Here is a 13523-nt window from a genome sequence, read left to right on the forward strand (position 1 = left end):
ATGACGGATCAGGCTCCTTCCTTTTCGACCAGCCCTTGCAAAAGCGCCAGACGCTGGTCGACGAAACTGCCAGAGCAGGTCGCCAGATCATGCATGGCGCGCACGAAGAACTGTCGATAGCCCTGACGCTCGGTGCACCAGGCCAGAAGCTTTACCCCCTGCGGCGGATGAACCAGCGCCAGCGGCAACACGCTGCGCTGCGACGGCTGATCCGAAAGATCGGTATAGGCAAAGAAGACCGGCTGCGAGGCCCCGATCGCCCGGTGCAGCAGCGCAAGGTCGTCTGCCGAGGCCGGCTGCATGTCTACCCTGTAGAAAGCCGACGGCCGCACATCGAGCGCACAGTAAAGCCGTGCGAGCAAGGCGCCTTCGGGGTCTGTTGCGGCCAGACGCTCCATGGTTGCCCGCGCCGCGGCGGCGGCCACCGGGTCGCCGCGGTGCATGGCCAGCGCCAAGCCGCGTAACGCGGCATCGCGCAGATCGGGGTCTGGGGCGGTCTGTGCCGGGGCGGTAACGGGGCCGGCCACGGCCACCATCGCCCCACCCACCACCCGCAGCCCAAGGGCGCGGCGGGTCAGGCGAAAGAAACCGGGCGAGCGGGCGGGGTACATGGCCATGGTCCTTGTGGCACAATGGAAAAGGGCGACGGCCATGCGTGTGTGGTGGCCTGTTGTCCAGCCGCTTGCTTGAAACGCGGGCGGGCCGTCTTTAAGTGGTGCAGAACCGTCACAGGAGCGAGCATGACCGACCTGACCCCGCGCGAGATCGTGTCCGAGCTGGACCGCTTCATCATCGGCCAGAAAGAGGCCAAGCGTGCCGTGGCGGTGGCCTTGCGCAACCGCTGGCGGCGGAAGCGGCTGGCCGATGACCTGCGCGATGAGGTTTATCCGAAGAACATCCTGATGATCGGACCAACCGGCGTGGGCAAGACCGAGATCAGCCGCCGTCTGGCCCGTCTTGCCAGGGCGCCGTTCCTGAAGGTCGAGGCGACCAAGTTCACCGAGGTGGGCTATGTCGGGCGCGATGTGGACAGCATCATCCGCGATCTGGTGGATGTGGGTATCAACGATACCCGCGCCCGGATGCGCGACGAGGTGCGCGACCGCGCCCGCCGCGCCGCCGAGGACCGGGTGATCGAGGCGCTGGCCGGGACCGATGCGCGCGATGCCACGCGCGAGATGTTCCGGGGCAAGCTCAAGCGGGGCGAGCTGGACGACACGATGATCGAGATCGAGGTCGTCGATGCCGCGCCGCAGATGCCGATGATGGGCGGCGCGCCCGGCATGGAAATGCAGATGCAGGGGTTGCAGGATCTGTTCAAGGCCTTCGGGTCACGCGGCAGCCGCAAGCGGATGACGGTGGCGCAAAGTTTCGACGTGCTGCTTGGGCAAGAGGCCGACAAGCTGCTGGATGACGAGGCGGTGCGTGCCGCGGCGCTTGAGGCGGTGCAGGAAAACGGCATCGTCTTCCTGGACGAGATCGACAAGATCTGCGCACGGGCCGAAACGCGCGGCGCCGATGTCAGCCGCGAAGGCGTGCAGCGCGATCTTCTGCCACTGATCGAGGGGACGACGGTTTCCACCAAATACGGGCCGGTGAAGACCGACCATATCCTGTTCATCGCCAGTGGGGCCTTCCATATTGCCAAGCCGTCGGACCTGCTGCCCGAATTGCAGGGTCGGTTGCCGATCCGGGTTGAGCTGGGTCCGCTCAGCGAGGCGGATTTCGTTCGCATCCTGACCGAAACCGACAATGCGCTGACACGGCAGTATTCTGGCCTGATGGGCACGGAAGAGGTGGCGGTGCGCTTTACCGAAGGCGGCATCGCGGCGATTGCCAGCATTGCCGCCGAGGTGAACCGCAGCGTCGAGAATATCGGGGCGCGGCGGCTTTATACCGTGATGGAGCGGGTGTTCGAGGAGCTGTCCTTCACCGCCCCTGACCGGGGCGGGGAAGAGGTGGTGGTGGACGAGGCGTTTGTCGAAAAGAACGTCGGCGCGCTGGCGCGGTCGGCCGATATTTCGCGCTACGTCCTTTAGGTCAGGCCAGCGGCGGCAGGCCACAATCGGCGCGCAGGGCCGGATCGCGGATGTCCAGCTCTTGCCCGGCCCGGTCTGCGGCGGCGGTGGTGCACAGCCAGGCAATGCAGCGGGCGGGCTGGTCGGTGGGGGCCAGCGCGCTGCGCGGCAGTTGCGACACCGGGTTGATGCCCGAGGCGCGGATGGCCCCCTGCATGTCGGTATCCACCACGCCGGGGGCAAGCCCGTAGACCCGGATGCCCAGCGGCGCATATTCCAGATGGACCGATTTGGTCAGCATGGCCAGCCCCGCCTTGCCGGCGCAATAGGCGGCCCAGCCTTCCTGCGGGCGATGCGCCGCGCCGGATGACACATTGACGATCACCCCCCGTCCGCGTGCCGTCATGGCCGGCAGGCACAGGCGGATGGCATCGAACTGTGCGGTCAGATTCGTCTCTATGCTGGCGGAAAATGCCTCTGGCGTCAGATCGGCAATGCGGCCGATAGGGTATACGACGGCCGCATTGTTCACCAGGATGTCAAAGCCCGCTGCGGTGATTTCGGCCAGGCGGACGCGGTTGGTGATGTTGCACAGCAGGCCGGTGCCTGCGCCGTTCAGCGCGGCTTCGGCGCTGGCCAGACTGTCCTCGGTCCGGGCGGTGAAGGTGACGCGGGCGCCAAGGGTAGCCAGGGCGGAAACGGTGGCCAGCCCGATGCCACGGGCGCCCCCTGTAACAAGCGCTGTCTGGCCAGAGAGGGGGAGGGTCATCATTCGGGCCTTTCCTGCGGGGTGAAACCCACATAGCCGACAGACCTTTCGCTTTCCATGACTGCGTGAAAGAACGGGCGGCGGAGTGCCTGTCTCATGCCCTTTCTCGCCTTTCTGCGCGCCAATGCGCCCTTCCTTCTGGCGGGGTTCCTGCTCTCGTTGCTGTCCAGCTTCGGGCTGACCTATTTCCTGTCGCCCTTTGGCGCCGAGATCCGGGCCGAATACGGGCTGTCGCATGGAAGCTGGGCCACACTTTACGCGGGGTCTACCGTGGCCGGGGCGATTGCGATGGTCTGGGCGGGGCCGTTGCTGGACAGGTTCCGTGTGCGGACGATCGGGGTGGTGTCGCTGCTGGGGCTGGCGGGCGCGTCGGCGCTGATGGCGGTGAATCCCAGTGTCGTGACGCTGCCGGTGGTGATCTTTCTCTTGCGGTTCCTGGGGCAGGGCATGGTGGTGCAGGCCGCCGGCGTGGCGATGAGCCGGTGGTTCGTCGGCAGCCGGGGGCGGGCGCTGGCGATTGCCGCGCTAGGGTTCAGTGTGGGTGAGATCGTGCTGCCGCTGGCCTTTACCGCCGCCAAGGCGGCTGTGCCGTGGCGCTGGCTGTTCGTGCTGGCGGCGGGGCTGATTCTGGTCAGCCTGCCGGTCTTGCTGCGGCTTTTGCGGCTGGAGCGGACACCACAGCAGATGGCGACGGGCGAAGACAGTGCCGGATTGGCGGCGCGGCACTGGACACGGGCCGAAGCCCTGCATCACGGACTGTTCTGGTGCGTGCTGCCGTCGCTGATGGTTCCGTCGATGTTCATCACGGTGATCTTCTTCCATCAGGCCCATCTGGCCGAGGTGAAGGGTTGGTCGCATCTGGGGCTGCTGACGGTGCTGCCGTTCTACACCCTGGCGGCGGTTGTGGGCATGTTTGCCACCGGCGTGGCGCTGGACAGGATCGGCACCCGGCCGATGATGCCGCTGTATCTGCTGCCGCTGGCCGCGTTCCTGCTGCTGTTCCCGCATGTGCAAAGCCTGTTCTGGGCCGGTCCGGTTCTGGCCTTGATGGGCCTGACGGCGGGCGCGCAGGCGACGGTGCTGATGGCCTTCTGGGCCGAGATCTACGGCACGCGGAACCTGGGCGCGATCCGGGCGCTGACCGGGGCGATCATGGTTTTCGGCACGGCTGTCGGGCCGATGCTGGCGGGCGAACTGATCGAACGTGGCGTCGAAATTGATGCCCAGATGGGCGCGATGGCTGCGGTCACCCTGGTTTCGGCAGGGCTGGTGGCCTTTGGTCTGCGGCGCTTTGCCGGTGGATTTGGCCGCACTTGACCGGGGCGTCCTACCCCGTCACACAGGGACCATGAAGGTATTGTCAGTCCTTGTTGCCCTGCTGTTCCTGATCGCCTGCAGTCCGCGGGGCGAGTTCCTGATGCTGGCCGATATTCCGGCCGAGAAGCAGGCCGAAGCCACCACATCGGGCGTGCGCGAAGTGGTGTTCGTCGGCACGTCACGCAAGGAAGAAGATGGCATTTTCGGCTTTGGCCGGTCAGAACAGGCGCGGTTCCTCCGGTATGACATCCTGGTGCCCTTCAACCGCCCTCTGGGCGAGGTGAGTTGGCCCCGCAGCGCCAAGCGGGCCGATCCGAAGACCGATTTCCTGACGCTTGACGGTATCGGCTATGACACCGCCGCCGATTTCCGCGGCGCGCTGCGCGAGTCGATGGCGCGGCGCAAACAGCGCGACGTGGTGGTCTATGTTCATGGTTTCAACAACACGATGGCCGAAAGTGTCTATCGCGTTGCGCAGATGCACTATGACCTCAAGGTGCCGGGCATTGCGGTGCATTATGCCTGGCCAAGCCGCGGGTCGCCCTTCGGATATGTTTATGACCGGGATTCGGCGCTGTTCGGGCGCGATGGTCTGGAACAATTGCTGCACGAAGTCGCGCTGTCCGGTGCCCAGCGGATTGTGATCGTCGCCCATTCGATGGGGGGCGCGCTGACGATGGAGACGCTTCGCCAGACGGCCATCCGCAACGACAAGCTCGTGCTGGGGCATATCGGCGGCGTGGTCCTGATCTCGCCAGATCTGGATGTGGATCTGTTCCGTGCCCAGGCCCACGCGATGGGACGCCTGCCGCAGCCGTTCCTGATCTTCGGAAATACCAAGGATTCGATCCTGAACCTGTCGTCCAAGATCGCCGGCGCGCCTGACCGGCTGGGCAACCTGAGCGATCTGGCGCAACTGGGGGATCTGGAGGTCACCTATTTCGACACGGCGGCCTATAATCAGGGGGCGGGGCATTTCAATCTGGGCACCTCGCCGGCGCTGATCCAGCTTCTTGGCGGGATCGCGAACATCGACGCGGCCTTCCGGGCCGAGGCGGCCAGCCGCGTGGGCCTGCTGCCCGGCGTGGTGCTGACCGTGCGCAATGCGACCGGCATCATTTTGGCGCCGGTGGAAGCGGCGGTTGATTAACGCCGGCGCAGATAGACGTAGAACGCCCCGGCGCCCCCGTGTTTCAGATGTGCTTCTGACACCTGCAACACGGCCTGTCCCAGCGGCGGCAGGCGCAGCCAATGCGGCACCTGATGGCGCAAGGCGCCGGTGGGGCGCGGCACGGGTTCGAACATCGCCCGCCCCTTGCCGGTGATGACCAGCACCAGCCGCAGCCCCTGCGATTGCGCGTTCAGGATGAAGCGGATCAGCTCGGGGTGCGCTTCGGCCAGGGTCATGCCGTGCAGATCAAGCCGTGCTTCGGGCGCCAGCTTGCCCCGGGTCATGCGCGCGTGGGTCTTGGCGTCCATCTGCAAGGGCTGGGCCGTGGGCGAAGGCGCCAGCACATGCGGGCGGGCCAGCGGCGCCTGTTCACCCAGCCGGAACTGCGGCAGGCGGGGCTGAGCCGGCACCTTCGGGGCCTCTGCCGGGGGCGGCGTGGGGGCCAGCGCCTCGGGCAGCGGCAGGTGGGTGCCGTGCATCGGCCGGGCGGTGCGGGCGACCGCGTGCCAAAGCTCGGCCTCCTCGGGCCGCAGGTGACGACGGCGCGACATGGGTCAAAGCCCTTCCAGCATGGCGAAGGCGCGGTCGATGGGCAGCAGCAGCACCATACGGCCGCCGTCCTTGACATCGCCCGCGGCATCGCCTGCCGCATCGCCGAAGCCATAGAAGATGTCAGCCCGCTGCGCGCCCTTGATGGCACCGCCTGTATCCTGTGCCACCATCAGCCGGTTCATGGGAACGCGGCCTTCCTTTTCAATCCAGACCGGGGCGCCAAGGGGCGTATAGGCCGGGTCAACCGCCAGCGACCGCAGCGGCGTGATTGACCGGCCCATCGCCCCGATCGGCCCCTTGTCGGCGGGCAGGTTCGCGATCTTGCGGAAGAAGATGTAGGACGGGTTATGGTTCAGAAGTTCGGCCCCCAGATCGGGGTTGCTGCGGACCCAGTTGGCGATGGCCCCGGCAGACACCTGATGCGGCAGGAAATAGCCGCGACGCACCAGTTCCTGCCCGATGGACCTGTAGGCGTGGCCATTGCGCCCGGCATAGCCCACGCGGATGACCGAACCATCGGTCATGCGGATGCGGCCAGAACCCTGGATGTGCAGGAAGAACACCTCGACCGGATCGTCCAGCCAGGCGATCTCAAGCCCACGGCCGCCAAGGGCGCCGCCTTCGATGCTGGCGCGGCTGTGATAGACGGTTCCATCGGCCAGTTCCGGCGGGCGGCGATAGATGGGCCAGGCATAGCGCGGAGTGCGGACGGCGGAGCCGGTCAGTTCGGGTTCGAAATAGCCGGTGAACAGCGCCGGAGGTGTGCCCACGATCACCGGGCGGAAGAACAATTCGAAAAAGGCGCGGGCCGAGGCATCGTCGCGCGGCACATCGCGGGCCAGCTTGCACAGCGGGCGCCAGTCGGCGGCATCCAGCAGATCGCAGGTGTCAAGAAAGGCCGCCAAGGCGGCGGCCTGTCCATCCTGCTGCCAGCCGGCAAGGGATTCGAAGTCAACCACCTGGGCGCGGACGGGCGGTGCGGCCATCAGGGCCACCGCAAGCGCAAGATTGCGAAAAGCCCCGCCCATGCCAAGGATCAGTCGCCGGTGGCCACAAGTTGCCAGTTCGGATCGTCCGCGCCCATCTTGCGGGCAAAGGTCCAGACATCGCGCTGACGCTTGAGCGCCTTGGGGTCGCCTTCCACCACTTCGCCGGCCTTGTTGCGAACAACCGAGGACAGTTCGCCCACGAAGCGCACGGTGATTTCAGCCATCTCCGAGCCGCGGGTGAAGGTCGCCTCTTGCAGGGTCATTTCCTTGAGGCCGACGAAGTTGGATTCGATGGTCAGCCCTTCGCGTTCGCGCGCGGCGATCACCTCGGCAAAACTGGCCTCGACATCGTCGGACAGGAAGGGGCGGATGCTGTCAAGATCGCCCTTTTCAAAGGCGGTCAGGATCATCTCATAGGCGCCGCGCGCGCCTTGCAGGAAGGTGCCAACCGAAAAGGCCGGTTCGACCAGTTTCATCGCGGCCAGCGCCTTGGCCGAGGACGATCCATCGGGAACGTGGTCGATGATGTCGCGGTCGGGGCCGCCCTCGATCACCTCGAAATCGCGCTGCACCCGCGGTTTTACCGCGTCCAGCGGAACAGGCGGCTTTTCGAACCCGTCCCGTGTGCCAAGAACGGACTTCAGCTTGAGGATCAGGAAAATGGCGATCCCTGCAAGGACAAGAAGCTGGATCAGCGACGAATTCATCAGACACCCTTCCGCTCTGCGCCTTGGGTTGGCGCCGGTTTGCCCTTATGTAGGGAGGTGTCGGCGCCAAGTAAACCTTGGGGCCATTCACGGCTGCGAAGGAGGCCGTCTGATGTGGGTCTTGCTGGCCATTCTGGCCTGGCCTCTGGTGGAAATCGGGCTGTTTGTCGAAATCGGCGGGCGGATCGGGCTGTGGCCCACGCTGGCCTGGGTGATTGCAACGGCGGCGCTTGGCATTCTGGTGATGCGGGCCGAGGCGGTGCGTGGTCATATGCGGCTGCGGCAGGGCCTGTCGGCGCTGGGGCGGCCCGATGCAGGGTTGGGGCGGGGCGTGTTTCGCGGCCTTGCCGGGCTGCTGCTGGTGCTGCCGGGGTTCCTGACAGATGCGCTGGGGCTGATCCTGCTGCTGCCGCCGGTGCAGGATCTGCTGACCGCACGTCTGATGGCGCGGGTCACTGTTGTGCAGGCCGGTGGCCGCCCCGCCCCGCCCGAACCCGATGTGATCGAGGCCGAGTGGGAAGAGGTGCCCCCGTCCGAGGTGGGGCGTCGGGGCCGGTCGGGCTGGACCGAGGATTGACAGGACCATCAGTCATTGAGCGCGCGCCGCGCCTCTGCTAGGCACAGCGTCGAATTCACGTTGTGCGCGTCAGGCAGGGTGCCCGACCGCGAAGGAGGATCAATGGCCGAAGAAGCCCCCGCCCAGCCCGCCGGAAACGGCGCCCAGTTCGCCCCGCGGATGCAGATTCTGGCGCAATATGTGCGCGACCTCAGCTTTGAGAACGTTCTTGTCCAGAAAGGCGTGGGCCAGTCCGAGATTCAGCCCGACATGCAGGTCGCCGTCAGCCTGGACGCGCGCAAGCGCAGCGCCGAGAACCAGTATGACGTGATCCTGAAGTTCAAGGTGGCCAACCGGAACAAGGTGACCAACGACGTGCTGTTCCTGCTGGAGCTGGAATATGGCGGCACCTTCCACATCGAAGGTGTGCCTGATGACCAACTGCACCCCTATCTGCTGATCGAATGCCCGCGGATGCTGTTCCCGTTCGTTCGCCGCATCATCAGCGATGTGACGCGCGATGGCGGCTTCCCGCCGCTGAACGTGGATACGGTCGATTTCCTGACGCTGTATCGTCAGGAACTGGCACGCCGGGCGCAGGCCAGCGCGGCCCAGCCCACCCCGCAGCCGAACTGATCAGATCAGGCGGGCTCCGGCCCGCCACACACCCTGCAGACTGAAATCCGCGCCAAGGTGGACGAAATCCGCCGCGGCCCCGTGCTGCAGATGCCCCAGATCTGCCCGGCCCAGAACGGCGGCGGGGCGGCTTGTGGCCATGGCGAAGGCGGTTTCGGGCAGTGTGCCTGTCATCGCCACCAGATTGCCAATCGCCTGCGGCAGCGTCAGATCGGCGCCGGCCAGCGTGCCATCTTCCAGCGTCAGCCGCCCGTCACGCCGCAGGATACGCCGTCCGCCCAGGGTGAATTCGGTCTGGTCAGTGCCGGCCACGGCCATTGCGTCCGTCACCAGATAGAGGCCGGCCGGATTGGCGGCCAGCGCCACCCGCATGGCCGCCGGGTGAACGTGATGGCCATCCGCAATCAGCCCGCCGTTCAGCCCGCCCTCCAGCGCCGCACCAACCAGACCCGGCTCGCGGTGCTGAAGCTGGCTCATCGCGTTGAAAAGATGCGTCACGCAGCGGGCACCGGCAGCAATGGCCGCCTGCGCCTCGGCATGGGTGCAGTCGCTGTGGCCAAGGCTGACAATCACCCCGGCGCGGGTCAGCGTGGCAATCTGCTCGGGCGTTACCGAGGCGGGGGCGACGGTTACCAGCAGGGCAGGCAGGCGTTTTCTGCCTTCACAGAGACGATTCAGGTCGTCATCTGTCATCGGGCGGATCAGGGCCGGATCATGAGCGCCCTTGCGGCGCGGGTCCAGATGCGGGCCTTCCAGATGCAGGCCCAGCAGGCCCGGCGTTCCGGCCGCACCGGCAGCAGCGTCGATCAGCGCGGCGGTCGCCTCGGCCGTGTCGGTGATCAAGGTCGGCAGCACGCCGGTTGCCCCCAACCGGGCATGGGTCTCGCAGAAGGCGCGCAGATCGGCTGGGGTGGTCCGCCCCGAGATCATCTGCCCCCCCGCGCCGTTCACCTGAAGGTCAAGCAAGCCGGGCAGAAGATAGCCGCCGGACAGAAAAACAGTCTCTGTTGCGGCGGAATCCGTCACTTTTCCGTCTGCAACGGTCAGGTCGGCAACGGGGTGCAGGCGGGTGCCGTCGAACAGGGCGGCGCCGGTATAGCGGATGGGCATCAGACGGTTTCCGTGACCTTGCGCAGATGGGGGGGCGTGTCGGGATCAAAGCCGCGACGGCGGGAGAGGTGTTCGGCAAAGGCATAGAACGCCACCGCCAGAACCAGCGGCGCGACCAGCGGGTGCAGCCCTGCGACCGAAGGCAGCGTGGTGACGCCCGGCGCCGTGGTTCCGGTCAGGAAGACATCAGCCCCCTGTCCGGCCAGCCGCCCGGCCGTGGTGGCAACATGGGGCAGGGCGGCATCCTCGACCCCCAGCGCCAGCACGGGGAACTGTGCCTGCACAATTGCCGCCGGGCCATGCAGCACCTCGGCGGCGGAATAGCTTTCGGCATGAAGGCCGCAGGTTTCCTTGAGTTTGAGCGCCGCTTCGGCGGCAATGGCGAAGGCAGGACCGCGGCCCAGAACATAGGCATGGCTGGCACGGGACAGCCGGTCTGACAACGGCGACCAATCCAGCTCCAACGCGGCGGAAAATGCTTCGGGCAGGGCGTGCAGGGCCGCGCGCAGGGCCGCATCATCCTGCCATTCGGCCAGCAGCGCCAGCCCGGCCAGAACCGAGGTGACGAAGGTCTTGGTCGCGGCGACGCTTTTCTCTTCGCCCGCGTGCAGCGGCAGGCAATGCGTGCAGGCCAGCGCCATCGGGCTGTCGGCAAAGTTGGTGATGGCGATGGGAATCGCCCCGCCCGCCCCGGCGGCGCGCATCATTTCCACGATGTCGGGGCTGCGGCCCGATTGCGAGATGCCGATGCAGGCCGCACCGGACAGCCGCAGCGGACGGCCATAGATCGAGGCGACCGAAGGGCCAACGCTGGCAACGGGGATGCCGGCCAGCAGTTCGATGGCATATTTCAGATAGGTTGCCGCATGGTCGGACGATCCGCGCGCCACGGTCACGACCAGCGCAGGATCGGCTTTCCGCAAGGAGAGAGCCGCTTTTTCAACCACACCTGCACTATGCAACAGGAAGCGGGCGGTGGCTTCGGGAATCTCGGCCACTTCGCGGGCCATATGGGTGGTCATGTCGGGCCTCCGTCCGGGGCAAGTTTCAGTTCGACGGCAAAGTCATAGGCATCGCCGCGGTAAAGAGAGCGGGTGTATTCCACGACCCTGCCATCGGGCAGATAGCCGATGCGTTCGATCCGCAGACCGGCGGCCCCGGCCGGGACAGCCAGAAGTTCAGCATCCCGCGGGGCAAGGTTGGCGGCCGAGATGCGCTGCACGGCGCGCACGGGGCGCTGGCCATTGGCCTGAAGCGCATCGTAAAGGCTGGTCGCCACGGCTTCGGGGTCTGGCAGCGCCGAAAGCGGGATCGAGGCGCGTTCGATGGCCAAAGGCACACCGTCCGAGCGACGCACCCGTTCCAGCCGGGCGATGCGATCTCCGGCGCCCAGGCCCAGTGCCATGATTTCCTCGGGCGCGGGAGAGACGATCTGGCGAGAGAGCCAGAGGCTGTCAACGCTGCGGCCACGCCGGGCCATATCCTCGGTGAAAGAGGTCAGCAGCGACAGCGCCTGTTCCAGTCGTTCCACCCGCTGCGCGACAAAGGTGCCGGAGCCGCGGCGCTGGATCAACTGGCCCGAGGCGACAAGCGACTGAATCGCCTTGCGGATGGTCACGCGGGAAAGCCCGGTCATCGTGGCCATGTCCCGTTCGGCCGGCAGGCTGTCGCCAGGGGCAAGGCGGCCGCTGGTCATCGCGTCGGCGATGCGGCGCTGAAGCTGCAGATACAGCGGGCCGGAACCCGCGTCGTCAAACCCTTCCCGCGAGAAAATCTGTTCCATCACCCCACCTCGCGCGCCAGAAGAAGGGCGCCGTCCAGCGCCGTGCCAAGGGCGGTGCGCTGCGGCAGATGGGGCAGCGCGGCGGCATAGGCCGGGCCAAGGCCGCCGGTGAAGGTGACCGGCAGGCCGGGGCCGGCCCCCAGTGCCTGCAGGATTTCGGCAATGTCAGAGACGTTTTCTGCCCAAAGCGCGCGGGCGGCCGGATCGTCCGACGCAAGGATTTCCGGTGCAAGGGCGCCGAAGTCCCGTGGGGTGGCGGTCAGCGAAAAGGCGACCACGCCAGACGGCCCGCCGTGGCGGGCCAGCAAATCGCAGAGGAACGGGGTCAGCGGCGTGAATCCGTCATGGGCGCGCAGGGCCCGCGACAGGGCGGCACGTCCCAGACGCGCGCCTGAACCTTCATCCCCCAGGATCAGCCCCCAACCGCCGAACTGCCGGGTTTCACCGCCCCGCTGGCGCACGAAGACCGATCCGGTGCCCATGGCGGCCAGCAGCCCATCAGCCCCCCCAAGCGCCCCGCGGGTGGCGGCGATGGCATCGGTCTCGATCCGGGCGGCAAAGGGCAGGGCGGCGGCAAGGCGTTCGGGTGCGCCCCTGGCATTGGCGCCGGCAAGGCCAAGCCCGGCGCGCACTGTTCGCAGATCGGCCAAAAGGCCTGCTGCGCGGGTCAGCGCCTCGGACACGCAGGCCAGAATGGTGCGGGCGGCCGCGTCGGTATCAGAGGCGATATTGGCAGGGCCACCTTCCGCGCGGGCCAGAACGGCACCGGACGAATCAGCGACGGCAACCCGGCAGCCAGTGCCCCCTCCATCCACGCCGACAAGGTAGTGCATCCCGAATCCTCCCATGGCGCAATGATACCAAGATAATACCATTTGCAAAGGGATATTCTGTCTCCTTCGAATTTCAGGCTGTTAACGAGTAGAGAGAAGAAGTCTCTTTACAAGTGGTATTGCTTTGGCATTATCTAGCGCAGGGGAGGACAGACATGGCCGAGAGATCGACCGAAGCGCGACACAGGCATTCCGTCGGGCTGCATCACATTGCGCCGGCCGAGGCGTTGAGCCGCCTGCTGGAGGCGCAGATGGCCGCGGTTCAGGCGGTGCATACCGCGCTGCCCGCGCTGGAGGCCGTTGCCGAAGCAGCCTCTGCCGCGCTGCGCCGTGGCGGCAAGATGGCCTATGCCGGGGCGGGGTCTTCAGGGCTGATGGCGCTGGCCGATTGTCTGGAACTGCCCGGCACCTTTGGCATTCCCCCCGACCGCACGCCGATGCTGTTTGCCGGTGGCGCGGCGGCCCTGCTGCACATGACCGGCGATGTCGAGGATGATCCGGCACTGGCGGCGGCGGATTTTGCCGCGGCCGGGCTGGCGGCCGGTGACGTGATGCTTTGCCTGTCAGCCTCGGGGCGCACGCCCTATGCGCTGGAACTGGCCAGGGCGGCGAAGGCTGCGGGCGTGACGGTGGCGGGCTTTGCCAACGTGCCCGGGTCTGACCTTCTGGCGCTGGCTGATCTGCCGGTGCTGCTGGACACCGGCCCCGAGGTTGTTTCGGGTTCAACGCGCATGGGCGCAGGAACGGCGCAGAAGGTGGCGCTGAATCTGGTTTCGGTGCTGGTCGGCATCCGGCTGGGCCATGTGCATGACGGATTCATGGTGAATGTGGTCGCCGACAATGCCAAGCTGAAGGACCGGGCGGCCCGGATCGTGGCAGCCCTGTCGGGGGTGGACCATGCGGCGGCGCTGGCGGCGCTGGCCGTGACCGGCGGGGCGGTCAAGCCGGCCGTTCTGGTGGCAGGCGGGCGCAGCGCCGCGCAGGCGGACGAGGATTTGAAGCGGTCGGCGGGACATCTGGCCCCGCATCTTGGGTAACGAAGCAAACCGGGCCCGACGAGGCCCGCACATAGGGAGAAGACG

Annotated in this window: 15 protein-coding genes; 6 read left to right on the forward strand and 9 right to left on the reverse strand. The window is 66.8% G+C overall.

The window, feature by feature from the left end:
* Positions 1 to 8: 8 nt before the first annotated feature.
* Positions 9 to 617: a WYL domain-containing protein gene (locus tag C5F44_RS01760; protein WP_107671762.1), complete on the reverse strand. Its 609-nt coding sequence runs from the start codon at positions 615 to 617 to the stop codon at positions 9 to 11.
* A 123-nt stretch (positions 618 to 740) separates the two neighbouring features.
* Between C5F44_RS01760 and hslU the strand changes: the two genes are divergently transcribed.
* Entirely contained in the window at positions 741 to 2039 is a 1299-nt protein-coding gene (gene hslU, locus C5F44_RS01765) for an ATP-dependent protease ATPase subunit HslU (RefSeq protein WP_107671763.1), read from the forward strand.
* 1 nt (position 2040) lies between these two features.
* Here the strand turns inward: hslU and C5F44_RS01770 are convergent, their stop codons facing one another.
* Positions 2041 to 2790, reverse strand: coding sequence for an SDR family NAD(P)-dependent oxidoreductase (locus C5F44_RS01770; RefSeq protein WP_107671764.1), 750 nt, complete (start codon positions 2788 to 2790; stop codon positions 2041 to 2043).
* Between the two features lie 93 nt (positions 2791 to 2883).
* On the opposite strand from C5F44_RS01770, the gene C5F44_RS01775 reads away from it, so the two are divergent.
* Positions 2884 to 4104: an MFS transporter gene (locus C5F44_RS01775; RefSeq protein WP_107671765.1), complete on the forward strand. Its 1221-nt coding sequence runs from the start codon at positions 2884 to 2886 to the stop codon at positions 4102 to 4104.
* Between the two features lie 31 nt (positions 4105 to 4135).
* Positions 4136 to 5254 carry an alpha/beta hydrolase gene (locus C5F44_RS01780; RefSeq protein WP_164681931.1) on the forward strand — a complete coding sequence of 373 codons (1119 nt, stop codon included), beginning with the start codon at positions 4136 to 4138 and terminating at the stop codon, positions 5252 to 5254.
* Here C5F44_RS01780 and C5F44_RS01785 read toward each other — a convergent pair.
* Genes C5F44_RS01785 through C5F44_RS01795 form a run of 3 tightly spaced genes read right to left on the reverse strand, consistent with a single transcriptional unit; the run spans position 5251 to position 7523 of the window.
* Positions 5251 to 5826, reverse strand: coding sequence for a Smr/MutS family protein (locus C5F44_RS01785; RefSeq protein WP_107671767.1), 576 nt, complete (start codon positions 5824 to 5826; stop codon positions 5251 to 5253). The genes C5F44_RS01780 and C5F44_RS01785 overlap by 4 nt on opposite strands.
* Before the next feature lie 3 nt (positions 5827 to 5829).
* Positions 5830 to 6855: a murein transglycosylase A gene (gene mltA / locus C5F44_RS01790; RefSeq protein WP_107671768.1), complete on the reverse strand. Its 1026-nt coding sequence runs from the start codon at positions 6853 to 6855 to the stop codon at positions 5830 to 5832.
* Between the two features lie 8 nt (positions 6856 to 6863).
* Positions 6864 to 7523, reverse strand: a complete 660-nt coding sequence (locus C5F44_RS01795) for a Tim44/TimA family putative adaptor protein (protein ID WP_107671769.1) — start codon at positions 7521 to 7523, stop codon at positions 6864 to 6866.
* Positions 7524 to 7635: 112 nt separating this feature from the next.
* On the opposite strand from C5F44_RS01795, the gene C5F44_RS01800 reads away from it, so the two are divergent.
* The gene (locus C5F44_RS01800; protein WP_181318147.1) at positions 7636 to 8100 is read left to right on the forward strand and encodes an FxsA family protein; all 465 of its coding nucleotides are present in this window, start codon (positions 7636 to 7638) and stop codon (positions 8098 to 8100) included.
* 102 nt (positions 8101 to 8202) lie between these two features.
* Positions 8203 to 8715 carry a protein-export chaperone SecB gene (secB, locus tag C5F44_RS01805; RefSeq protein WP_107671771.1) on the forward strand — a complete coding sequence of 171 codons (513 nt, stop codon included), beginning with the start codon at positions 8203 to 8205 and terminating at the stop codon, positions 8713 to 8715.
* Here secB and nagA read toward each other — a convergent pair whose 3' ends face one another.
* The 4 genes from nagA to C5F44_RS01825 are packed head-to-tail and all read right to left on the reverse strand — an operon-like array spanning position 8716 to position 12441.
* Positions 8716 to 9825, reverse strand: coding sequence for an N-acetylglucosamine-6-phosphate deacetylase (nagA, locus tag C5F44_RS01810; RefSeq protein ID WP_107671772.1), 1110 nt, complete (start codon positions 9823 to 9825; stop codon positions 8716 to 8718).
* Positions 9825 to 10847 carry an SIS domain-containing protein gene (locus tag C5F44_RS01815; RefSeq protein WP_107671773.1) on the reverse strand — a complete coding sequence of 341 codons (1023 nt, stop codon included), beginning with the start codon at positions 10845 to 10847 and terminating at the stop codon, positions 9825 to 9827. The genes nagA and C5F44_RS01815 overlap by 1 nt, the downstream gene beginning before the upstream one ends.
* Positions 10844 to 11608 (reverse strand): GntR family transcriptional regulator, encoded by a 765-nt coding sequence (locus tag C5F44_RS01820; RefSeq protein ID WP_107671774.1) that lies wholly within the window; start codon positions 11606 to 11608, stop codon positions 10844 to 10846. Before C5F44_RS01820 ends, C5F44_RS01815 begins: the two co-directional genes overlap by 4 nt.
* On the reverse strand, positions 11608 to 12441 hold the full coding sequence (locus tag C5F44_RS01825; RefSeq protein ID WP_107671775.1) for a glucosamine kinase nucleotide-binding domain-containing protein: 834 nt from the start codon (positions 12439 to 12441) through the stop codon (positions 11608 to 11610). The genes C5F44_RS01820 and C5F44_RS01825 overlap by 1 nt, the downstream gene beginning before the upstream one ends.
* Positions 12442 to 12596: 155 nt before the next feature.
* On the opposite strand from C5F44_RS01825, the gene C5F44_RS01830 reads away from it, so the two are divergent.
* A complete protein-coding gene (locus C5F44_RS01830) occupies positions 12597 to 13478 on the forward strand; it encodes an N-acetylmuramic acid 6-phosphate etherase (protein ID WP_107671776.1) in 882 nt (293 codons plus the stop codon).
* Positions 13479 to 13523: the final 45 nt, after the last annotated feature.

This window comes from Fuscovulum blasticum DSM 2131 (genome assembly GCF_003034965.1).
GTDB lineage: Bacteria > Pseudomonadota > Alphaproteobacteria > Rhodobacterales > Rhodobacteraceae > Pseudogemmobacter > Pseudogemmobacter blasticus.

Coding starts and splice junctions, on each gene's coding strand:
- C5F44_RS01770 (WP_107671764.1), bottom strand. CDS start 2,790: ATGATGACCCTCCCCCTCTCTGGCCAGACAGCGCTTGTTACAGGGGGC.
- C5F44_RS01820 (WP_107671774.1), bottom strand. CDS start 11,608: ATGGAACAGATTTTCTCGCGGGAAGGGTTTGACGACGCGGGTTCCGGC.
- mltA (WP_107671768.1), bottom strand. CDS start 6,855: ATGGGCGGGGCTTTTCGCAATCTTGCGCTTGCGGTGGCCCTGATGGCC.
- C5F44_RS01775 (WP_107671765.1), top strand. CDS start 2,884: ATGCCCTTTCTCGCCTTTCTGCGCGCCAATGCGCCCTTCCTTCTGGCG.
- C5F44_RS01785 (WP_107671767.1), bottom strand. CDS start 5,826: ATGTCGCGCCGTCGTCACCTGCGGCCCGAGGAGGCCGAGCTTTGGCAC.
- nagA (WP_107671772.1), bottom strand. CDS start 9,825: ATGCCCATCCGCTATACCGGCGCCGCCCTGTTCGACGGCACCCGCCTG.
- C5F44_RS01795 (WP_107671769.1), bottom strand. CDS start 7,523: ATGAATTCGTCGCTGATCCAGCTTCTTGTCCTTGCAGGGATCGCCATT.
- secB (WP_107671771.1), top strand. CDS start 8,203: ATGGCCGAAGAAGCCCCCGCCCAGCCCGCCGGAAACGGCGCCCAGTTC.
- C5F44_RS01780 (WP_164681931.1), top strand. CDS start 4,136: ATGAAGGTATTGTCAGTCCTTGTTGCCCTGCTGTTCCTGATCGCCTGC.
- C5F44_RS01760 (WP_107671762.1), bottom strand. CDS start 617: ATGGCCATGTACCCCGCCCGCTCGCCCGGTTTCTTTCGCCTGACCCGC.
- C5F44_RS01825 (WP_107671775.1), bottom strand. CDS start 12,441: ATGCACTACCTTGTCGGCGTGGATGGAGGGGGCACTGGCTGCCGGGTT.
- C5F44_RS01830 (WP_107671776.1), top strand. CDS start 12,597: ATGGCCGAGAGATCGACCGAAGCGCGACACAGGCATTCCGTCGGGCTG.
- C5F44_RS01800 (WP_181318147.1), top strand. CDS start 7,636: ATGTGGGTCTTGCTGGCCATTCTGGCCTGGCCTCTGGTGGAAATCGGG.
- C5F44_RS01815 (WP_107671773.1), bottom strand. CDS start 10,847: ATGACCACCCATATGGCCCGCGAAGTGGCCGAGATTCCCGAAGCCACC.
- hslU (WP_107671763.1), top strand. CDS start 741: ATGACCGACCTGACCCCGCGCGAGATCGTGTCCGAGCTGGACCGCTTC.